A 19,706-nucleotide genomic window follows, 5' to 3' on the forward strand; every position below is an offset into this window, starting at 1 on the left:
AAACTTCTGCTGCACTGCACCATACAGCAAGAACGGCAGCGGGAGTGTTTCAGATGGTCAGACCACGAACATCCGCAGCGCGAATCCGACCACCGCACACGCGGCGATCACGTGGATGACGTTCGCCTTGAAGCGGAACAATGCGACCGCCGCGCCCAGTGCGATGAGCGCCGACATCAGGTCGAAGCCGCCGTCCAGCCCCTGCGGCCACAGCACGTGGTAGCCGAAGAACAGCGCCAGGTTCAGCACCACCCCGACCACGGCGGCCGTGATCGCGGTGAGCGGCGCGGTAAACTTCAGGTCGTTGTGCGTCGTCTCCACCAGCGGGCCGCCGAGCAGGATGAAGATGAAGGACGGCAGGAAGGTGAACCACGTCACCACGGACGCCGCGACCGCGCCGGCGAGGAACAGGCTGTCGGGGCCGAACACCGATTTCACGTAGCCGCCGACGAAACCGACGAATGCGACCACCATGATCAGCGGCCCCGGCGTCGTCTCGCCGAGCGCGAGGCCGTCGATCATCTGCGTCGGTGTCAGCCAGCCGTAGTAGGTAACGGCGCCCTGATACACGTAGGGCAGCACGGCATAGGCGCCGCCGAAGGTCAGCAGCGCCGCCTTGGTGAAGAACCACCCCATCTGCGTCAGCGTGTGCTGCCAGCCGAACACGCCCGCCAGCAGCCCCATCGGCACCAGCCACAGCAAGCCGCCGACGATCAGCACGCGCGCGACGCGCGGCCATGCGAAGCGCGCATGCTCAGGCGTCGGCGTGGCGTCGTCGATCAGCGCGGGGCCGAAGGACTGGCCGGCCTTGCCGTGCGCGCCGCCGGCGCGGAAGTGCTCCGGCGACAGCCGCCCGCCGATCGCGCCGACGAGTGCGGCGCCGAGAACGATGGCCGGGAACGGCAGGTTGAATCCGGCGATTGCGACGAAGGACGCCGCCGCGATCGCCCACAGCACGTTGTTCTTCAGCGCCCGCGAGCCGATGCGGTGCGCCGCCTGGACGACGATGGCCGTCACCGCGGGCTTGATGCCGTAGAAGAGCCCCGCCACCAGCGTGGTCTCGCCGAAGGCCACATAGACCCACGACAGCCCGATCAGGATCAGCAACGACGGGAGCACGAACAGCACGCCGGCGACGATGCCGCCGCGCGTCCGGTGCATCAGCCAGCCGATGTAGGTCGCCAGCTGCTGCGCCTCGGGGCCCGGCAGGACCATGCAGTAGTTGAGCGCATGCAGGAATCGCCGCTCCGAGATCCAGCGGCGGCGCTCGACCAGTTCCTGGTGCATGATCGCGATCTGCCCGGCCGGCCCGCCGAAGCTGATGAAGCCGAGCTTCAGCCAGAACAGGAAGGCCTCGCGAAACGAGACCGGTTCGGGCGCGGTTGCGGTGGCATTGTCGGTGGGCTTTTCGGTGGTCGGTGCAGAGCTGCTCATTCTTGTGGCGCGGCCTCATCGAGGATGGCGGACGGGGCATGGAGAGGCGCGCCGCGCCGTGCGGCGAGCCCGCATGAGTCCCGGTGGATGCGTGCGAACGTGCAAGTATGCATGTCCGCCGCTCCTTCCACACGGCGCGGATCGAATCGCGCGCCGCGCAGGCCCGCCGTCCGCCCGCATAAACCGCCGGGCTGCGCCACCGCTCAACCGGACACCGGAGCCTGCCCCCCCTCCCGTCGCACCGCAAAGCGCAGCGGCGAACGCACCGCCGGCCGGCCGAAGGGAGCCCCATAGGCAAAACCCTGGGCGAGCACGCCGTGCGGCAGGTCGGACGATGCCCTGTCCTCCACCCGCGTCACGATCACCCGCGCCGATCCCGCGCGTGCCTGCAGCGCATCGAGCGCCTTGCGGGCATCACCCTCGGCCTGCAAAGCCGCCGTACCGATCTTGATGAAGTCCGCCGGCACGATCCCCGACAACGCATGCCATTGCGCCACGGACTCGACGTTCACGGCGACGCGGAAACCGTTGTGGCGATAGTTCCGCAGCACGAAACTGAGCAGGTCCGCCTGCCGGCTCGCGACGACCGGGGCCTCGATGACGATGCGTCCGGGCGCGAATCCGAGCGCGTCGACCACCTTGCGGAACGCCGCCCCGTGGTCGCCCGCGACGGCCGCCAGCAGACGGCCATGCACGTTCAGGAACAGCAGGCCGTCATCACCCACCGACGCGATGAAGTTCAGCGCATGGACGGTGCGCGCGAGCCGGTCGAGCGCGATCAGGCGGTCGTCGTCGGCGTTGGCCGAAAACAGCACCCACGGCGACAGGTCGCGCCGGCCGCCCCCCAGGCAACGCAGGAAGGCCTCGTGCCCGACGACCTGGCCGGACGACGGATCGACGATGGGCTGGAACACGCTCGACAGTTCGCAGCCGAACCAGTCCCCCACGACGCCGCCGTCGGCAAGGCGGCGCAGCTGCCGGCCGGCCTGACGTTCGAGCGGCAGGCGGTAGAGGAAGTCGCGAACGCGGTCGGCGATCTGCGAAGTCGGACTGGTCATGACGGGCTCCCATCGGTGGTCTAGGGCGAAACGCGATGCATCGCGCACGGAAAGCCGGCGCATCGTCGCACCGCGACTTTACGGGGGCGTGTCACGGACGCGAACCATGAAATTCTGCTGAGCTTATGCACGCAGAGCCGGCAGCTTCGACCGGGGTGAAGTGCGGCGACGCTTACAAACACGTAATACCGCCGTCATCGATCGGACAGTCGTCGCGGCGCACACTTTCGAACACGAGCGAAGGATTCCGGAGCATCCGCGCCGGAAGGGCATTCGCCGGAAAGTGCCGGAGATCATCATGAGGACCACCATTCCTTCCGTCGTCGCAATTGCCGCAGTGCTCGGACTGTCATTCAGCGCCAGCGCGGCGTCCCAGGCGCCGGCCGTCGAGCAGACCGGAAGCGCGGTACAAGCGCCCGCCGCGACAGACGCAGCAAGCGCGCCGCGGCACAGCCACATGGGCGAAAAGATCGGCGTGCGCGCAGAACAAGCCGCTGCGGCCGGATCGGCGACTGCGAAATCGACGCCTGCAAAGCCCGCCGCCACGCGCCACAATCACCAGCGCGATTTCAAGTAGGGGACGACTGCCGCAGCGCGTTTCTCGCACATTCAGCCACGGCGGGCGAATCGCAAACGATCTGCCCGCCGTTCCTTTGTGTGCGAACAAGCGGCCGCAACCGCGGCCGCTTTCCCCGCGTGCCGTTCAGCGCCCGCGGTGGTTGGAATGCAGCAGGCTGTCTAGGCGCCAGACCTCGTTCCCCTGCATCGAGATCTTCTTGCCGTCCAGGGTCTCCATCTGGTGCCCCTGATCCATCGGGAACGGCCGGCCGAACCTGTCCTCCATGGCCATCTTGCCGTCCCGGAAGACGTGCAGCGTCGAACCATCCTTGAGATCGTAGGATTTCTCGAGGGTGCTTGCTCCGTAGCCGTCACGGACGGTCTCGCGCAATGCCGGACTCGCCGACGTCGCGGGAGCCGCGCGAACGTCATCGAGCCAATGGCTCGAGCCCGCTTCGGAATAGTCCGTATGTGCCCATGCCGCAAATGGGCCGGCAAGCAGCATTGCTGCGAAGACGATGCGGATCGGGGTGCCTTTCATGATGCTTCTCCTTGCAGTGACCGGTTCAGGCGCTCACAGGCGAGCAACCATGATCGAATGCTAGGAAAGCATCCCCGACAGGACGATGACCGCGACATTACGCTTTGTTCAGCTCATCGTCATTTTCAGGAAATCATCGGCGAGCGCGATCGACGAGCACCCGAGTTTCCGCATCCGCGCACGTCGACCGCGATGCGGATCCTGAAGGTGCTGCGAACTACCGGGAATGTGGCCTCCGGTTCGATGCTGACAGGAATGTAATCATCGCGTCAGGGTGAAGTCGATCTCCGCGGTCTATGATGGATTCATCGGAACATCGGATGGATGCCATGCACTCGCAGCACTCTCCCGTGCCCGCCCCCGTGAGGGACGCCCCTCGGACGAAGCGCGCCCGCTGGGTATTCGGCATCTTCCTGGCAATCGCCGCCACCCTGCTGGCCTTCGAACACCGGATCCATCTGCTGGGCATCCTGCCCTGGCTGTTCCTGCTCGCCTGCCCGCTGATGCACCTGTTCATGCACCACGGCCACAGAGGCCACGGCGATCACCACGGCACGCCAGGCGACGGAGGCACCCGATGACCGAATCGAGCCCCGCCTATGGCCTGTGGTCGCTCGTCGTGATCAACTCGGCCGTGTTCATCCTGTTCGCCGCCAGTTTCTTCAAGCCGCGTTCGTCGCGCGACTGGCGCACGCTGGGCATGTTCTCCGCATTCATCGTCGCGCTGTTCGCCGAGATGTACGGCTTCCCGCTGACGATCTACCTGCTGTCGGGCTGGCTCGCGGCACGCTTCCCCGAGGTCGACTTCCTTTCCCACGACGCCGGCCACCTGCTCGAAGTGATGTTCGGCTGGCGCGCCAATCCGCATTTCGGCCCCTTCCACCTCCTGTCCGGCATCCTGATCGGCGGCGGCTTCTGGCTGCTCGCCGCGGCATGGAAGGTGCTCTACGCGGCGCAAGCGTCCGGCAGGCTGGCCACCACCGGCCCCTACGCGCGCATACGCCACCCGCAATACGCGGCCTTCGTCGTGATCATGGCGGGCTTCCTGCTGCAATGGCCGACGCTGATCACGCTCGCGATGCTCCCCGTCCTCGTCTTCGCCTACGTGCGTCTCGCCCGTCGCGAAGAGCGCGAGGCCGCGGCAACCTTCGGTGCCGACTGGCTGCGTTACGCCAGCAAGACTCCGGCCTTCTTCCCTCGTCGGACGAAGTCCCGCCCCCACCCGATCGCCGACGGCCACGGCGAGCATTCATCAGGAGAAGGATCATGAAACCGCTGCTGACAACCACCGCACTCGCACTGTCGCTCGCTACCCTGTCGCCGGCTTGGGCCGAGGATGCCCACCACCCGGAACAGGCGGCCGCCGCGACCGCTCCCGCTCCCGCCCCGGCACCCGAAAAGACGGTGCAGCGCATGCGCGACAACACGGCCACGATGCAGTCCCAGCTCGACGCGCTGGCCGCGGCGAAAACACCCGAGGAGCGCCAGAAGCTACTCATGCAGCACATGCAGACCATGCGCGAGAACATGATGCTGGGTCAGCAGATGGCCGCGGGCGATGGCGCTCCGATGGGCTGCCACATGATGGGAGGAAAGGGCGGCATGATGGGCGGCAAGGGGATGATGGGCGGCATGGGCATGATGGGTGGAATGATGGACGCGGATCCTTCCGGCGCGTCGCCCGATGCCATGGTGCAGCGCATGCACCAGATGGAACGGCGCATGGACATGATGCAGATGATGATGGAGCGCATGGCCGGCCCGGCGGGCAAGCGCCCCGCGAAGTGAGCGCTCGCCTGCACGCACACGGAGGAACGCGCGATGCCCGAATCGCTGAAAGCCCTGCTGCGGCGCCTGCGCGCATGGATGGCGGAGAACGAGCGCGCGCACCGCAATGCGAAACCCGACGGCTGCTGCAGCTCGCCGTCGGCGATCTACGCGGCACGTCGACAGCGCGGCAAGGAAGGCGAACATGACTGAGCCACGGCCCATGCACGCACATAGCCATCACGGCAGTGACAATCACGGCGACGACAGTCACGACGACGGACACCATGGGCATGAGGGACATGCCCGCCATCACGAGCACCAGCATCCCTCGCCCGCCGCGCCGCAGGAATCCGCCACCCTGAAGGACCCGGTGTGCGGCATGAGCGTGAAGCCCGATTCGCCCCACCACACCACCTTCGCCGGTCACGAATACCGCTTCTGCAGCGCGAAGTGCCTCGCCAGATTCAGCGCCGATCCGCAGCGCTATCTGGAACCCGAAGCGCAGGCCGCGCCTGCTGGCGAGACACCGGCCGCGGCCGAATACACCTGCCCGATGCACCCCGAGATCCGCCAGCCCGGCCCCGGTACCTGTCCGAAATGCGGTATGGCGCTGGAACCGGTGCTGCCGGAACTCGAGGAGGGAGAGAACCCCGAGCTGGCCGATTTTCGCCGGCGCTTCTGGTGGCCGCTTCCAGCCACGTTCGTCGTCACCCTGATCGCGATGTCGGGCGGATTGTTCGATCCGCTGCTCGGCAGCGCGCGCGCATGGGTCGAGCTGCTGCTCGCGACGCCCGTCGTGCTGTGGGGCGGATGGCCGTTCTTCGTGCGCTGGGCGCAATCCATCGCCAACCGCAGCCCCAACATGTGGACGCTGATCGGCACCGGCGTAGGGGCCGCCTACGGCTACAGCGTCGTCGCGACCGTCGCGCCGGGCGTGTTTCCCGAATCCTTCCACATGGGCGGGCACGTCGCCGTGTACTTCGAGGCCGCCGCGGTGATCGTTTCGCTGACACTGCTCGGACAGGTGCTGGAGCTGCGTGCGCGCTCGGAGACGGGCGCTGCGATCAGGGCGCTGCTCGGCCTCGCGCCCAAGACGGCGCGGCGCATCAACGCCGACGGCAGCGAGGAGGACATCCCCCTGACCCATGTGCATCCCGGCGACCACCTGCGCGTGCGGCCCGGCGAGAAGGTGCCGGTGGACGGCGCCGTGCTCGAGGGCTCGAGCGCCGTGGACGAATCGATGCTCACCGGCGAGCCGATGCCGGTATCGAAGGCCGCCGGCGACAAGGTGATCGGCGCGACGCTCAACACCAGCGGCGCCCTCGTGATGCAGGCGGAGAAGATCGGCTCGCAGACCGTGCTCGCGCAGATCGTGCAGATGGTCGCGCAGGCGCAGCGCTCGCGCGCGCCGATGCAGCGCATGGCCGACCGCGTCGCGGGATGGTTCGTCGTCGTGGTCGTCGCGATCGCGGCGCTGACCTTCCTCGGCTGGGGCCTCTTCGGCCCCTCCCCCTCATGGGCCTATGGCCTGATCAACGCCGTCGCGGTGCTGATCATCGCCTGTCCGTGCGCGCTCGGGCTCGCGACGCCGATGTCGGTGATGGTCGCGACCGGCAACGCCGCGACGCAGGGCGTGCTGTTCCGCGACGCCGCGGCGATCGAGAACCTGCGCCGCGTCGACACGCTGATCGTCGACAAGACCGGCACGCTCACCGAAGGGCATCCCGCATTCCACGCCACCATCGCCGCCCCCGGCTGGGAAGCGGACGAGGTGTTGCGCCTCGCCGCGAGCCTCGATCAGGGCAGCGAGCACCCGCTCGCCCACGCGATCGTCGGCGAAGCGCGGAACCGCGGGCTGGAGCTGTCCAAACCTGAGAGTTTCGAGTCGTCGTCCGGCATCGGCGTGCGCGGCGCGGTCGACGGACGCAAGGTGGTGCTCGGCAACACCGCGCTGATGGACGAGGAAGGTACCGACTGGCACGCGCTTGCGGGTCAGGCCGAAGCCCTGCGCCTCGAAGGCGCGAGCGTGATGATGCTCGCCGTCGACGGCGTCGCCGTCGGGCTGGTCGCCGTTGCCGACCCGGTCAAGGCTACAACCCCCGAGGCGCTCGCGGAACTGCGCGCGCACGGCATCGACCGCATCATCATGGCAACGGGCGACGGACTGACGACTGCGCGCGCCGTCGGCAAGCGCCTGGGCATCGAGGAGGTGCTCGGCGAGGTCAAGCCGAAGGACAAGGACGAACTGGTCGCCCGGCTGCAACGCGAAGGACGCGTCGTCGCGATGGCGGGCGACGGCATCAACGACGCGCCCGCGCTGGCCCGCGCGGACGTGGGCGTCGCGATGGGCACCGGCACCGACGTCGCGATGTCCAGCGCGCAGCTCACGCTCGTGAAGGGCGACCTGCGCGGCATAGCCGCCGCACGCCGCATCTCGGTCGAGACGGTGCGCAACATGCACCAGAACCTCGCCTTCGCCTTCGTCTACAACGCCCTCGGCGTACCGCTCGCAGCCGGCCTGCTGTACCCCTTCACCGGCCTGCTGCTCTCACCGATGGTGGCCGCGCTGGCGATGAGCGCGAGCTCGGTGTCGGTGGTCACCAACGCGCTGCGGCTGCGCCGGGCGGCACCCGCGGCCAACTGAACGCATCCGCGCCCGGCCACGCGAGCGCATGCTCGGCACCCGTTCAGGGCATCGCCGCGCGCACCCACTCCGCAATCGTCGCCGGCGTGGGAATACGCCCCGACGAAACGAGCTTCCCGTTGATCACCAGCCCGGGCGTCTTGAGCACGTCGTGGGCGATGATCTCGTTCATGTCCGTGACCTTCGTGATCTCCGCCTGCACGCCGAGCGACGCGACCGCCTCGCGGGCGACTTCCTCGAGCTTGCGGCAGTTGGCACAGCCGGGACCGAGAACCTTGATGTTCACCATGATCAGACTCCTTTCACGAGGGTGGATGCGGCGCGTCGGCTGGCGAAGGACAACAGCACGGCCAGCACGCCGATGAAGGCGCCCAGCCACAGCGCGAGCCGCAGCAGCGACATGCCGTCGACCCACGCGCCGTAGGTAAAGCCCGCGACGGCGCTGAACAGGGCCACCAGCCCGACGTAGGTCGCCGTCTTGCGCCGGCCGATGATGGCCGAAATGATCAGGATACTCTGCAGCGAGAGTTCGGGGTCGGACATCAGGTAGGCGAGCAGCGGCCCGCGGTGCATGCCGAGGTCGAGGAACATCTTCGCGATGGGCACTTCGACCAGGGTCGGGAAGTACATGAACACGCCGAAGGCGACGCCGGCGAGATTGCCGACGACGGAGTTCGTGCCCGCGAGCATCTCGATCCACTCGGGGCGGATCAGCACGCGGATCATGCCGACGATGAACACGCCGATCACCAGCAGCGGGAAGATCTGCTTCACGAAGCGCCACGACTCCCACAGCCAGTCGCGCAGCTCGTCCGGCGACAGGTGCGAGCGTGCGATCAGACCGACTCCGGCGAGCGCGACCGCAACGCCGAAGAACTTGCCGGTCAGGCCGATCCGCAGTCCGTCCGGCACCGCCTGTACCGACAGCGCGGCGACGAGCAGCGTCACGGCGATCGTCACGAGGCTCGTCCACGTCCATGCGTTCGCCCCGTCCTGGATGTTCTCCAGCCCGCGCCACGCGCTGAAGCCGATCACCCCGAGCAGGGCGATCAGCACCACGCCCTGCAGCGACACCCCCTCCTCGCCTTTAGCCGCATCGAACGGCACGAGCCGGTCGAGCACGCCCTGCCAGACCTGCGCATCGGCGAGCGGCAGCTCGAAATTCACGTAGGTGCCGGTCAGCACCCCGAGCTTCAGCGTGCCGGCCAGCAACAGCGCGACCCACACGAAAAGGAAGAACAGCGGCGCGCGCCCCATGCCCTCACCCTGGGCGGAGAAGGGGCTGTCGGTCGCGAGGTCGTGCGCGGCGTCGTCGGCGCGGAAGATCAGCGCCATGATCAGGCCGATGCCGATGCCGAAAATCAGCGAGAGCACGAAACGCGCGATGGCGAGATCCGGCCCGATGATGCCGCCGGTGTAGACCAGCGCGAGGATGTTCGCCGCGGGCGCGAAGAACAGGAAGGTGATCGCCGGCCCCAGCCCGGCGCCTTTCTTGTAGATGCCGGCGAACAGCGGGACGATGGTGCAGGAACATACCGCCAGCAGGGATCCCGCCGCTGCCGCGGCCGGATAGGACACCGCCTTGCTGGAATTGCGCCCGAGAAAGCGCGTGACCGTTTCCTTGGGAATCAGCGCCGCCATCGCGCCGGCGATGAAGAAGGCCGGCAGCAGGCACAACAGCACGTGTGCCGCGAGATACGCGGCCAGGTTTCCAAGCCCGCCGTAGAAGACGGGGAGGATCCAGGACGATACGGTTTCCATGGCATTGCTCCTCGGCCCTACGACAGCGCCCCTCGCAAGGCGCGCGCACCGGCACCGTTCGCGCGGGAGGATTCCTGCGCCCGCCCACGCTCGCGCGCGTCAGGCATCAACGAATCGCCGACGGCCCCTATATCAGTCATCACTGATTATCCTCCGAAAATCGCCGCGCCGATGCCAAAGACCTAACGGACGCCGCACCCCGCGATGCCGAACTGGTGGCCCCGCGAAGATTTCAGGCGTGCCCGATATCGAGTTTCTTCATCTTTTCCCACAGGTTCTTGCGGCTGATGCCGAGCAGCTCGGCGGTGCGCCCGATGTGCCCGTCGCAGGATTCGAGCGCACCGCGGATGTAGCGGCATTCGCATTCGCGCAGGTAATCGCCGAGCGGCGCCTGCACGTCGCCGGCCGGCGGCGGGAGTTCGGCATCGGGAAACAGCGCGGCGGGCGTGATCCATTCGGCCGGGCTCATGATGCAGGCGCGTTCGACCGCATGCTTGAGCTCGCGCACGTTGCCGGGCCAGGGGTAGGCCAGCGCGGCCTCCTCGGCGGCGGGGGTCAGGTGGCGGCGCGCCTCGCCGCTCTGGCGCGCGATGTCGGAGAGAAAGCGCCGGATCAGCCACGGGATGTCCTCGCGCCGCTCGCGCAGCGGCGGCACGCGGATCTGCACGACATTGACGCGATAGAAGAGGTCCTCGCGGAAGGTGCCCTCCGCGACCATCGCCTTCAGGTCGCGGTGCGTCGCGCACACCAGCAGCAGGTCCACCGGGATCGGGCGCTCACCGCCGACACGCACTACCTGCCGCTCCTGCACCGCGCGCAGCAGCCTCACCTGCATCGCCAGCGTCATCTCACCGATCTCGTCGAGGAACAGCGTGCCGCCGTGGGCCTGCTCGAAGACACCGGCCCGGCTGCGCGCGGCGCCGGTGAAGGCGCCCTTCTCGTGGCCGAAGAGTTCCGGCTCGAGCAGCGTTTCGGGCACCGCGCCACAGTTCAACGCGACGAAGGGGCGACGCGCGGCGTCGGGCAGGCAGGCATGCAGGCGCTGCGCGACGCGTTCCTTGCCGACGCCCGATTCGCCGACGATGAGGACCGTGCTGGCGGCCCGCGCGAGCCGCGGCAGCATCGCCTCGATGCGCTGCATCGCGGCCGATACGCCCAGCGGCTCGAGCCCGGGAACGCCCTCGTCCTGCGCCCGCGCGGCGGAGGCGATCTCGAGCACCCGGGCGACGAGTGCGTCGAGGTCGAAGGGCTTCGTGACGTAATCGCAGGCGCCGCGCTTGATCAGCGCGACGGCCTGGTCGACGGTGCCGTAGCCGGTGATGAACACGAAGGGCGGGGCCTGCGGCAATGCGCCGGCCGCCCAGTCGAAGATCGCTTCGCCGGTGGTATCGCCCAGGCGCATGTCGCTGATGACGACATCGAAGGCCTGTTCGCGCAGGCTGCGCATCGCCTCGGCGCCGCTGGTACACCAATGCGCGTCGAAGCCCTCGAGGCGGAAGCGCTCGCACAGCGATTCACCCATGATCGGATCGTCCTCGACAAGGCACACACGCACGGCGGCATTCATGATGCGGACTCCATTTCGACGGCCATGCCCAGCGGCAGATCGACCGCAAACACGGTGAGGCCCGGCTCGCTCTGCACCGAGATGTGCCCCCCGAGCCCGGTGACGATCTGGTAGGTGATCCACAAGCCGAGGCCGTGCTTGCCATTGCCGTCGCCGACGAAGGGCTCGAACAGGTAGGGCAGGCGCGACTCCTCGATGTAGCGGCCGTCATTACGCACCGCCATCGTCATGCCGTCGGCCGACAGGCCGATGTCGCATGCGACGGTGCCTCCCGCCTCGACCGCCTGCAGCGCGTTGAGCACGAGGTTGATCAGCACCTGCCGCACCAGCGTCGCCGGCAGCGGGATCTCGTCCGGCAGCTCGCAATTCCATTGCAGCCGCGCGGACTTCTTCGCGGCCTCGGGCTTGAGCAGGATATGCACGTCCTCGATGTCCTGCGGCGCCAGCGGATGGCTCGGCGCCTTGGCCTCGACCAGCAGCGCCGACACCGTGTCGCGGATCTGCAGCAGCCCGCGTTCGAGCAGCGACATCGTGCGCGCGGCGAGTTCGGGGTCGCTCGCGCCATGCTTGCGGTAGGTGCCGATGGCGTTGAGCATGCCGCCGAGCGGATTGTTGATCTCGTGCGCGATGCCGCCGGTGAGCCGGCCGATCGCCGCGAGCCGCTCCGAGAACAGCATCTCGCGCTCGAGCCCCTCCTTTTCGCGCAACTCGTCGAACATCCGCGCCACCGCCCGTCCGACCTGCCCCAGCTCGTCCTTCGAATCCTCGAACTGCAGCGCTCCGGGCGGCGGAATCGTCGCGCCGACCTTGCCGATGCAATCGGCCAGATGCACCAGCGGCTCGGCCATGCGTCGCCCCCAGAACCACGACACCGGCAGGATCAGCAGCAGCACGAACAGCGTCACCAGCGTCGCACTGAGCCACATGCCGGCGAAGCGCGACTGCATGAAGGTGCTGGTGTGTTCGAGGATCATGTGACCGAGCCGCACCCCGTCCGCGTCGATCGGCGTGATCACGTACAGCTTGTCGGCGATCTCCACGCTGTGCGACGCCGTGCCGGCTGCGCCGTCGATCCGGCTCGCGATCTCGCGCGCCGCCTCGCCGCGCTCGTGCAGCGGCGCGAGGATGGGGTAACGCGCCGGATCGGTCGACACGTAGATGCGCAGGCGCGGATCGACGAGCGTGATCGCGCTGGCCTGCTCGCCGCCGCCGGGCGACGTCGCCGCGCGCACGATCTCGAAGGCGCGCCACAGGTCGTCGTGCAGCATCGGGGCAACCAGCGTCTGGCTCAGCACCGCCGACCAGCGCGCCGAGCCGTCGAGCATGTCGCGGCGCAGGTCCCGGTATTCGCGCAGCAGCAGCGATGTCGTGAGCACCGTCGCGGTGACCAGCACCAGCACCGTCGCGCGCAGCGGAATCTTGTAGCGGAAGCTGATGTCGCGAAAATGCAGCAAGCGTCCTCCTAGACGTTGGGCTGGCCGACGGCGCGCAGCATGCGCTCGATGTCCGCATAGAGTGCCGGCGTGCCAAGGGCGAAGCGGTCGAGGTTGAGCTGGCGCAGGAAACCCGCGCCGGCGCCATCATCGTGCATCGCGAGGAGGATTGCCTGCATGCGCCTGAACAGCGCGGGCGAGGCGACGGGCCCCGCGACGAAAGGCGGAAAGCCGAACGGCGGCGAGCGGTCTGCAACGCGCGTGCGCCCGGTCAGCTCCGCGTGCGTGCGCGCGAGCGTGTCCCAGACGTAGCCGTCGACCGCCCCGCCGTGCGCGACCTCCAGCGCCACTGCCTCAACCACCTTCTTGTGCGAATAGGTGAAGAAGCTGCGGCGGAAGAAATTCGCCGGCGAAGTATTCGCGCGGTTGAGCTGGTAGTGCGGATAGAGGTAGCCCGAGTTCGAATCCGGATCGGAGAACGCAAACACGCGGTCGCGCAGCTCGGCGATCCTGGTGGTGGCCGTGTCCCGGGCAGGCACGATCAGATAGGAGCGGTACAGCGGCTGGCCCTGATGCACCGGCACCACCAGCAGCCGCATCCAGCGCTGCTCGCGCACGTAGGGATAACCGCACAGCCACGCGAAGTGCAGCTTCTCCTGGCGCATCAGCTCGACGATCTCGCGGTAGCTGCCCCGCTGGATGAATTCGACCGGTCGCCCCAGCGCCTGCGCGAGGTAGTCCCGCCACGCGCCGAGAAAGCCCACCTGGTCGTCGAGGAACACCGGGGTCATGCCGATCCGCACGGCATCGCCGCCAGTCTCCGCAACCGCCCGGGCGCCGCGGCCGGCGAACGCGAGGCCGCACAGGCCGAACAGGGCCTGCCGCCGGTTCATCGTTCCCCCGTTCCCGAGACCAGCATCCCTCCCCCTTCCCGTTCGCTCATGGAAGAACGGTCTCCTGCCTACGCAAGAACTGCACCGAGGATGCCCACCGGCGGCCTGCGCACGTCGTGCAGGAATTCCGTTACCAGATCGTAACAAAACCCTGCCCGCAACTGCAGTTTAGGTTACCGAACCGTAACCCGCGACTCCTCCGATTCCTTCCAATAACAGATATTTCCTTATTTTTCCGTTACTTGCATCGAATGGCCCGGCTCTTGCGGTACCAGCTCGACCAATCCGGAAGGCGACCATGAATCAGGATCTCCGCCATCTCGCCCGCGACGCTGCCCCCGCAGGACCGGAGGACGGTTTTCGGCGCCTGCACGCACTCGGACTCGTCGGCCTGCGCCGTGCGGCGTGCATCGCCGAGACCCTGCCCGCGACCGCATGCACGCGCTGCGAAGCGGCCTGCCCTCACGGCTGCATCGCACTCGGCGAGGACGCGCCGCTGCTCGACCCGGCCGCGTGCAGCGGCTGTGGCCTCTGCGCCGCCGCTTGCCCGACGGGCGCCCTGGCGGTCGATGGGGTAGCACTGCCGGCGACGGTGCCAGCCCAGGGACTGGTGCTGAGCTGCGAGCGCAGCCGGGCGGCGATCGACGCCCCCCTGCATCGCGTGGCCTGTCTTGGAGGAATCACCGTCAGCGACTGGCTGCGACTCGCGCTCGCCGCCGGCGATGCGCCGATCCGGCTGGTCGACGACGGCGCCTGCGCAGCGTGCGGCAATGCACGCGCGCACGAAGCACCCTGGCGCGCGCCCCTGGAGATCGCGCGCCGTGCGCTGTCCGAGGCCGGCATGCAGGCGGAACACCTGCCCGCGGCGGTCAGCCCGGACGCGTTACCGAACGGTAACCGCCGGGATGCCGCAGTCGGCGACCTGCCCATCGAAAGCCGGCGGCGCTTCTTCGCGGGCCTCTCGCGTTCGCTCGCCGCAGCCGTCACCCCGACAGCGACGGGCGAGACTTTGCCGACCGACGTTCCCGTCGCCCGGAGGCGCCGCGGCAGCATCGCCGCCCAGCGTGGCGAGGAGACACGCCTGTTGCTCGAGCACATCGCACGTCGCGCCGGCCAGCCCCATCCGCGGTCCGCGCTGCTGCCCGCACTCACGGCGAGCGCCGCCTGCCGGGCACACGGCGCGTGCGCGCGCGCCTGTCCGACGGGCGCCCTGCACCTTGAAACGGAATCCGACGATGGGCACGCCCGCCTGCAATTCGACGCTTGGCTGTGCGTCGATTGCGGCGCTTGCGCGCGGATCTGTCCATCCCAAGCGCTCGCACACGAAGGGCACGCCTGGCGCCCCTTCGCGGGCGCGCCGGCCGTACTCGCGACGATCGAACAAAGCGAGTGCGTGCGCTGCGGCGCCCTGTTTGCCGCGCACGACGAAGAAGCGTTGTGCGAGCGCTGCCGCAAGACGGAGAACCTCGCACGCGCCGGCTTCGCCCTGTTCAGCCGCCGCCACGGAGAGACGCCGGCCGCACCGGAAGGGCCGTGAGCCCTGAAGCGATCAATGACGAATACCACATCAAGAGGGTCGATCGAGGAGTCAGGAAAATGGAAATACTCAAGAAGCTCATTTCGCGGCGCCGCTTCCTGCAGGTCAGCGGCGCGGGGACGGCAGCCGGCGCGGCGGTGGCGGGCAGCGGCGGATTCGGCATCGGACAGTTGTCGACGCTGAAGGAGGCGCAGGCAGCCACCGTCGACAGCAACACCGTGGTGAACAAGAGCATCTGCGCGCAATGCCCGGCGCGCTGCGGCATCGACGTCTACACGACCAATGGCAAGGTGCACGCGATCTACGGCAACGCCGGCCATCCGATCGCCAACGGCAAGGGCTGCCCGAAGATGCACCTGGGCACCTACATCCTGTACGACCCGGATCGCTTCAAGGGGCCGATGAAGCGCACGAACCCGAAGAAGGGGCGCGACGAGGATCCGAAGTTCATGCCGATTTCGTGGGACGAGGCGCTGGAGACGGTCGCCGACCGCATGAACGCGCTGCGCGACAAAGGCGAATCGCACCGCTTCGGCCTGTTCTTCGGCCGCGGCTGGGGCGCGACCGACGTCGGCGTGACGCTCGCGCCGATGGCAAAGCTCTACGGCTCGCCCAACATCGGCATCGGCCATTCGTCGATGTGCTCGGACGGCTCGGTGCTCGCGAAGCAGATGACCGACGGCAACGCCTCCTACAGCTCGTACGACTACCGCAACGCCAACTACCTGCTGATCTTCGGCGCCAATTTCCTCGAGTCCTTCCGTCCGTACAACAACAACCTGCAGGTGTGGGGCTACATCCGCGGCGAGAAGGCGCCGAAGACGCATGTGACCGCCGTCGACGTGCATATGAACCAGACGCTGTCCGCGTCGGACCGCGCACTCATCATCAAGCCGGGCACCGACGGCGCGCTGGCACTGGCGATCGCGCACGTGATCCTGACCGAAGGCCTGTGGGACCGGAATTTCGTCGGCAACTTCGCAGACGGCCAGAACCACTTCAAGGCGGGCGAGCCGGTCGATGCACCCTTCGATGAGAAATGGACGCTGGGCCTCGCCGAATGGTGGAACGTCGAACTGAAGGACCGCACGCCCAAGTGGGCCGAAGGCGTCACGACGATTCCCGCGGACCTCATCCTGAAGACCGCGCGAGAATTCGCGACGACGCGCCCGGCCATCGCGCTGTTCGAGCGCGGCGCGCACAACCACAGCAACGGCGTGCTGAACGGCATGGCGATCCATTCGCTGAACGCGCTGGTCGGCTCGCTCTTCGCCGAGGGCGGCCTCGCCTACCAGATGGGGCCCGCCTACGGTCCTGCACCCGCGAACCCGGACGACCACCTCGACGACTACGCGAAGAACGGCCCGCACAAGGCCATGCCGCGCATCGACCTGAAAGGACACGAGGACGGCTACATGTTCGCGAAGAACATGCTGCAGGAAGTGCCGAAGAACCACCTCGCCGGCAAGCCCTACAAGATGGACACGGTCATGTTCTACATGACGAACCCCATCTTCTCGTCGCCCGACGCGACGGCCTGGGAAAAGATGCTCGCCGAGGTCTTCGTCATCGACACTTCACCCTTCCCGGGGGAGACGGCGATGATGGCCGACCTGATCCTGCCCGACTCGACCTACCTCGAACGCTGGCAGGACGCCCCGACCTACCCCTTCCAGGGCTGGCCGCTGGCGCAGATCCGCACCCCCGCGATCAAGCCGCTGTACGACACCCAGACCTTCGGCAACACGCTGATCGAGATCGGCAAGCGTCTCAAGGGCCCCGCCAGCGAGTACTACGCCAAGCTCGAAAACGTCGAGAACATCCTGCGCCACCTGGCCAAGGGCTTCGAGGCCACGCCCGGCGACAACGGCGTGAACAGCTTCGAATCCTGGGTCGAGAAAGGCGTCTGGTACAAGAAGCCCTACCACTGGCGGCAGGTGCGCGGCGAATTCTTCGAGTGGGACGGCCAAGGCTGGAACAAGCCGATGAGCGCCGAAGACGTGAAGAAGAAGCTGCTGAAGACGGACTCGGGCAAGTTCGAGTTCAAGTCCTCCTATCTCGACAGCAAGCGCGACTGGGTGCTCGCCAAGACCGGCCGCGATCCGGCGAAATTCAATTTCCCGCACTGGGAGGAGCCGAAATACACCGGCACGGGCGACCTGCACTTCGTCACGCCGAAGAACGCGCTCCACGCCGAAGGACGCAGCGCGAACATCCCCAACGCGATCGCGCTGATGCAGCCGGCCGCCGGCGGACGCCGACAGGTGTACGCGGAAGTGCATCCCTCGGTCGCGAAGGCCAAGGGCTTCAAGGACGGCGACCGCATCCGCATCAAGTCCACGCTCGGCGAAGTCATCGCGATCGCCCGCGTCACCGAGCTCACCCGCCCCGACACCATCGTGCTGCCCTTCGAGCACGGTCACTGGGCACACGGACGCTGGGCGAAGGAGCGCGGCACGCACGTGGATTCGATCATCGACAACCAGTCCGACCGCATCTCGGGCATGGCCAATTACTACACCGGCAAGGTGTCGGTCGAGAAGGCTTGAGGAGGCTCGCAAAATGGCTAAATGGGGAATGGTCATAGACCTGGAGAAGTGCACCGGCTGCCAGGCCTGCAGCACCGCCTGCCAGATGGAAAACAACCGACTGCCCGGCGAGAACTACCAGGACGTCCTGTACTACACGGATGGCAGACAGCCGACGCCGCAGCTGAAGTGGTTCCCGCGCCCCTGCATGCACTGCGAGGAACCGTCGTGCATGCACGTGTGCCCGACCAAGGCGACCTACAAGACCGAGGACGGCGTCGTGCTGATCGACTGGGACAAGTGCATCGGCTGCAAGTACTGCATGATCGCCTGCCCGTACGGCGTACGCTTCTACACCGACGAGAAGCCGCTGATCGAGCCGAACATCAAGCAGGTGTTCAAGGGCGACGGCGACCTGTCGTGGAACCCGCCGTACAAGGGGCCACAGCAGGACCCGAAGCACGGCGTGGGCATCCAGCCCAACGGCGTCGTGTCGAAGTGCAACTTCTGCTACCACAAGATCAGCAAGGCGCCCAAGGGCACGGCGGATCTCGACGAGAGCAATCCCGAGCTCGTCGAATACGTGCCCGCCTGCGTGCGCACCTGTGCGCCCAAGGCGCGCTACTTCGGCGACCTGGACAACCCGAACTCGCAGGTCAGCCGGCTGATTTCCGACAAGCAGGGCACGCGTCTGCTCGACCACACCGGCAACAAGCCGCAGGTGTATTACGTCAGCGGCGGCGGCGCGGCCAGCGGCGCGGTTCCGGGCACCCGTTCGAACAAGAAGGCTTGAGGAGGACACCATGGCAACACAAACTCAAGGCAGCGGCGCGGTGAGCGCGGTACTGATGGCCGGCCTCGCGGGCTTGGTCGTCAGCCTCGGCATCGCCTTCTTCAACCTGCTGTCGGGCGGACACAGCGCCTTCAACACCGGCAGCGACGGCGTCTCGTGGGGGCTGCCGGTGGTCAACTACGTGTTCTTCGCGCTGACTTCGACCGGCCTCACGCTGGTCGCCTCGGTGGCGATGACCTTCGGCAACAAGGGCTGGTACCCCATCGCCAAGCGCTGCGTGTGGCTGTCGCTGGTCACGCTGGTGGCAGGGTTCGCATCGCTGGCGCTGGAGCTGGGGCACCCGTTCCGCATGCTGTGGGCGATCCCGCTGAACGCGCAGCTCGTCTCGCCGCTCAACTGGATGGGCATCTTCTACGCCGTGTTCCTCGTGCTCGGCATCCTGAAGTTCCTGCGCATCCACAATGGCGACTGGAGCAGCAGCAGCAGCAAGCAGATCGGACTCGCGGCGCTGGTCACCGAACTGCTCGCGGGCGGCATGCTCGGCATGGCCTTCGGCGCGATGGCGATGCGGCCGATGTGGTACGGCAACCTCGTGCCGCTGTACTTCATCCTCACCGCGGCGTGCACGGGCGGTGCCTTCGCGGTGCTGGTCACGCGTCTGAGCTACGACAGCGAGGACACGATGCCGGCCCAGGTGCGCACGCTGATGCGGGGGCCGCTGCCGACCGCGTTCGCGGGGCTGCTCGGCATCACGATCCTCGTGATCGGCTACCGCACCGTGATCGGCTTGTGGAGCAACGCCGACGGCCTGCAGGTATGGGACGCCATCGTCGCCTCGCCGTGGTACTGGATCGAAGCCGCACTGCTGATCGGCGCCTTCTTCCTGCTGCTGCAACGCAAGGCCCTGGCAGTGGCCTCGGTGATGGTGATCGGCGGCTTCTTCATCGACCGCTACGACTTCGTCATCGGCGGGCAACTCGCGCCGCTGTTCAAGGGTAGCTGGGTGCCGGACCTGATCGCCTATACGCCGTCGACGACCGAGTGGATGCTCACGCTGCTGGCGTTCTCGATCGCCTTCTTCGGCTGGGCGCTGGGCGAGAAGATGCTCGACCTCGGGGCCGCGCCGCAGGACTGAGCGGCGGACCTACCGTGCGGACCGCGCGGCGCCGCGGTCCGCGACCTCGCCCGG

The 19,706-nt window shown here is 67.6% G+C and carries 18 protein-coding genes; 10 read left to right on the top strand and 8 right to left on the bottom strand.

Annotated features, from left to right (window positions below):
- Nucleotides 1-57: 57 nt before the first annotated feature.
- Together chrA and BW991_RS15285 are read right to left on the bottom strand one after the other, a co-directional pair.
- On the bottom strand, nucleotides 58-1,434 hold the full coding sequence (chrA, locus tag BW991_RS15280) for a chromate efflux transporter (protein ID WP_076602981.1): 1,377 nt from the start codon (nucleotides 1,432-1,434) through the stop codon (nucleotides 58-60).
- A gap of 203 nt (nucleotides 1,435-1,637) precedes the next feature.
- Nucleotides 1,638-2,492 (bottom strand): EAL domain-containing protein, encoded by an 855-nt coding sequence (locus BW991_RS15285; protein ID WP_076602982.1) that lies wholly within the window; start codon nucleotides 2,490-2,492, stop codon nucleotides 1,638-1,640.
- A 283-nt stretch (nucleotides 2,493-2,775) separates the two neighbouring features.
- Here BW991_RS15285 and BW991_RS15290 point away from each other — a divergent pair, with 283 nt between their 5' ends.
- Entirely contained in the window at nucleotides 2,776-3,069 is a 294-nt protein-coding gene (locus BW991_RS15290; RefSeq protein WP_139335950.1) for a hypothetical protein, read from the top strand.
- Between the two features lie 126 nt (nucleotides 3,070-3,195).
- On the opposite strand, the gene BW991_RS15295 is transcribed toward BW991_RS15290, so the two are convergent.
- Nucleotides 3,196-3,591: a CopK family periplasmic copper-binding protein gene (locus tag BW991_RS15295; RefSeq protein ID WP_244551714.1), complete on the bottom strand. Its 396-nt coding sequence runs from the start codon at nucleotides 3,589-3,591 to the stop codon at nucleotides 3,196-3,198.
- 320 nt (nucleotides 3,592-3,911) lie between these two features.
- Here BW991_RS15295 and BW991_RS15300 point away from each other — a divergent pair, with 320 nt between their 5' ends.
- Genes BW991_RS15300 through BW991_RS15315 form a run of 5 tightly spaced genes read left to right on the top strand, consistent with a single transcriptional unit; the run spans nucleotide 3,912 to nucleotide 8,005 of the window.
- Entirely contained in the window at nucleotides 3,912-4,172 is a 261-nt protein-coding gene (locus BW991_RS15300; RefSeq protein ID WP_425290212.1) for a DUF2933 domain-containing protein, read from the top strand.
- Nucleotides 4,169-4,861, top strand: a complete 693-nt coding sequence (locus BW991_RS15305; RefSeq protein ID WP_076602984.1) for a methyltransferase family protein — start codon at nucleotides 4,169-4,171, stop codon at nucleotides 4,859-4,861. The genes BW991_RS15300 and BW991_RS15305 overlap by 4 nt, the downstream gene beginning before the upstream one ends.
- Nucleotides 4,858-5,379 (top strand): hypothetical protein, encoded by a 522-nt coding sequence (locus BW991_RS15310; RefSeq protein ID WP_076602985.1) that lies wholly within the window; start codon nucleotides 4,858-4,860, stop codon nucleotides 5,377-5,379. The genes BW991_RS15305 and BW991_RS15310 overlap by 4 nt, the downstream gene beginning before the upstream one ends.
- 33 nt (nucleotides 5,380-5,412) lie before the next feature.
- Complete coding sequence (locus tag BW991_RS23900; RefSeq protein WP_170879117.1) at nucleotides 5,413-5,571, top strand: hypothetical protein; 159 nt, start codon at nucleotides 5,413-5,415, stop codon at nucleotides 5,569-5,571.
- Complete coding sequence (locus tag BW991_RS15315; RefSeq protein ID WP_280174125.1) at nucleotides 5,564-8,005, top strand: heavy metal translocating P-type ATPase; 2,442 nt, start codon at nucleotides 5,564-5,566, stop codon at nucleotides 8,003-8,005. The genes BW991_RS23900 and BW991_RS15315 overlap by 8 nt, the downstream gene beginning before the upstream one ends.
- Before the next feature lie 43 nt (nucleotides 8,006-8,048).
- Here the strand turns inward: BW991_RS15315 and BW991_RS15320 are convergent, their stop codons facing one another.
- The 5 genes from BW991_RS15320 to BW991_RS15340 all read right to left on the bottom strand — a co-directional run bounded on the left by BW991_RS15320 (nucleotide 8,049) and on the right by BW991_RS15340 (nucleotide 13,659).
- Complete coding sequence (locus BW991_RS15320; RefSeq protein WP_076602987.1) at nucleotides 8,049-8,294, bottom strand: thioredoxin family protein; 246 nt, start codon at nucleotides 8,292-8,294, stop codon at nucleotides 8,049-8,051.
- Between the two features lie 2 nt (nucleotides 8,295-8,296).
- On the bottom strand, nucleotides 8,297-9,766 hold the full coding sequence (locus BW991_RS15325; RefSeq protein ID WP_076602988.1) for a permease: 1,470 nt from the start codon (nucleotides 9,764-9,766) through the stop codon (nucleotides 8,297-8,299).
- 232 nt (nucleotides 9,767-9,998) lie between these two features.
- Nucleotides 9,999-11,333 carry a sigma-54-dependent transcriptional regulator gene (locus tag BW991_RS15330; protein ID WP_076602989.1) on the bottom strand — a complete coding sequence of 445 codons (1,335 nt, stop codon included), beginning with the start codon at nucleotides 11,331-11,333 and terminating at the stop codon, nucleotides 9,999-10,001.
- Nucleotides 11,330-12,787 (bottom strand): sensor histidine kinase, encoded by a 1,458-nt coding sequence (locus BW991_RS15335; protein WP_076602990.1) that lies wholly within the window; start codon nucleotides 12,785-12,787, stop codon nucleotides 11,330-11,332. Before BW991_RS15335 ends, BW991_RS15330 begins: the two co-directional genes overlap by 4 nt.
- A gap of 8 nt (nucleotides 12,788-12,795) precedes the next feature.
- Nucleotides 12,796-13,659 carry a substrate-binding domain-containing protein gene (locus tag BW991_RS15340; protein ID WP_084205107.1) on the bottom strand — a complete coding sequence of 288 codons (864 nt, stop codon included), beginning with the start codon at nucleotides 13,657-13,659 and terminating at the stop codon, nucleotides 12,796-12,798.
- A 298-nt stretch (nucleotides 13,660-13,957) separates the two neighbouring features.
- Here BW991_RS15340 and BW991_RS15345 point away from each other — a divergent pair, with 298 nt between their 5' ends.
- From BW991_RS15345 to nrfD, 4 genes are read left to right on the top strand one after another with little or no spacing between them, the layout of a single operon-like run.
- Complete coding sequence (locus BW991_RS15345) at nucleotides 13,958-15,196, top strand: 4Fe-4S dicluster domain-containing protein (RefSeq protein ID WP_076602991.1); 1,239 nt, start codon at nucleotides 13,958-13,960, stop codon at nucleotides 15,194-15,196.
- A 59-nt stretch (nucleotides 15,197-15,255) separates the two neighbouring features.
- Nucleotides 15,256-17,745, top strand: a complete 2,490-nt coding sequence (locus tag BW991_RS15350) for a molybdopterin-dependent oxidoreductase (protein WP_076602992.1) — start codon at nucleotides 15,256-15,258, stop codon at nucleotides 17,743-17,745.
- A gap of 13 nt (nucleotides 17,746-17,758) precedes the next feature.
- A complete protein-coding gene (locus BW991_RS15355; RefSeq protein ID WP_212566911.1) occupies nucleotides 17,759-18,517 on the top strand; it encodes a 4Fe-4S dicluster domain-containing protein in 759 nt (252 codons plus the stop codon).
- Nucleotides 18,518-18,527: 10 nt separating this feature from the next.
- Nucleotides 18,528-19,652: an NrfD/PsrC family molybdoenzyme membrane anchor subunit gene (nrfD, locus tag BW991_RS15360; protein WP_076602994.1), complete on the top strand. Its 1,125-nt coding sequence runs from the start codon at nucleotides 18,528-18,530 to the stop codon at nucleotides 19,650-19,652.
- Nucleotides 19,653-19,706 lie beyond the last annotated feature (54 nt).

The organism is Aromatoleum tolulyticum, from assembly GCF_900156155.1.
Lineage (GTDB): Bacteria > Pseudomonadota > Gammaproteobacteria > Burkholderiales > Rhodocyclaceae > Aromatoleum > Aromatoleum tolulyticum.

Excerpts from the sequence above, each read along its gene's own strand:
- BW991_RS15305 (WP_076602984.1), top strand. The coding sequence starts at position 4,169 with ATGACCGAATCGAGCCCCGCCTATGGCCTGTGGTCGCTCGTCGTGATC.
- BW991_RS15355 (WP_212566911.1), top strand. The coding sequence starts at position 17,759 with ATGGCTAAATGGGGAATGGTCATAGACCTGGAGAAGTGCACCGGCTGC.
- BW991_RS15330 (WP_076602989.1), bottom strand. The coding sequence starts at position 11,333 with ATGAATGCCGCCGTGCGTGTGTGCCTTGTCGAGGACGATCCGATCATG.
- BW991_RS15320 (WP_076602987.1), bottom strand. The coding sequence starts at position 8,294 with ATGGTGAACATCAAGGTTCTCGGTCCCGGCTGTGCCAACTGCCGCAAG.
- BW991_RS23900 (WP_170879117.1), top strand. The coding sequence starts at position 5,413 with ATGCCCGAATCGCTGAAAGCCCTGCTGCGGCGCCTGCGCGCATGGATG.
- BW991_RS15325 (WP_076602988.1), bottom strand. The coding sequence starts at position 9,766 with ATGGAAACCGTATCGTCCTGGATCCTCCCCGTCTTCTACGGCGGGCTT.
- chrA (WP_076602981.1), bottom strand. The coding sequence starts at position 1,434 with ATGAGCAGCTCTGCACCGACCACCGAAAAGCCCACCGACAATGCCACC.
- BW991_RS15340 (WP_084205107.1), bottom strand. The coding sequence starts at position 13,659 with ATGAACCGGCGGCAGGCCCTGTTCGGCCTGTGCGGCCTCGCGTTCGCC.
- BW991_RS15350 (WP_076602992.1), top strand. The coding sequence starts at position 15,256 with ATGGAAATACTCAAGAAGCTCATTTCGCGGCGCCGCTTCCTGCAGGTC.
- nrfD (WP_076602994.1), top strand. The coding sequence starts at position 18,528 with ATGGCAACACAAACTCAAGGCAGCGGCGCGGTGAGCGCGGTACTGATG.
- BW991_RS15310 (WP_076602985.1), top strand. The coding sequence starts at position 4,858 with ATGAAACCGCTGCTGACAACCACCGCACTCGCACTGTCGCTCGCTACC.
- BW991_RS15295 (WP_244551714.1), bottom strand. The coding sequence starts at position 3,591 with ATGAAAGGCACCCCGATCCGCATCGTCTTCGCAGCAATGCTGCTTGCC.
- BW991_RS15315 (WP_280174125.1), top strand. The coding sequence starts at position 5,564 with ATGACTGAGCCACGGCCCATGCACGCACATAGCCATCACGGCAGTGAC.
- BW991_RS15300 (WP_425290212.1), top strand. The coding sequence starts at position 3,912 with ATGGATGCCATGCACTCGCAGCACTCTCCCGTGCCCGCCCCCGTGAGG.
- BW991_RS15345 (WP_076602991.1), top strand. The coding sequence starts at position 13,958 with ATGAATCAGGATCTCCGCCATCTCGCCCGCGACGCTGCCCCCGCAGGA.
- BW991_RS15285 (WP_076602982.1), bottom strand. The coding sequence starts at position 2,492 with ATGACCAGTCCGACTTCGCAGATCGCCGACCGCGTTCGCGACTTCCTC.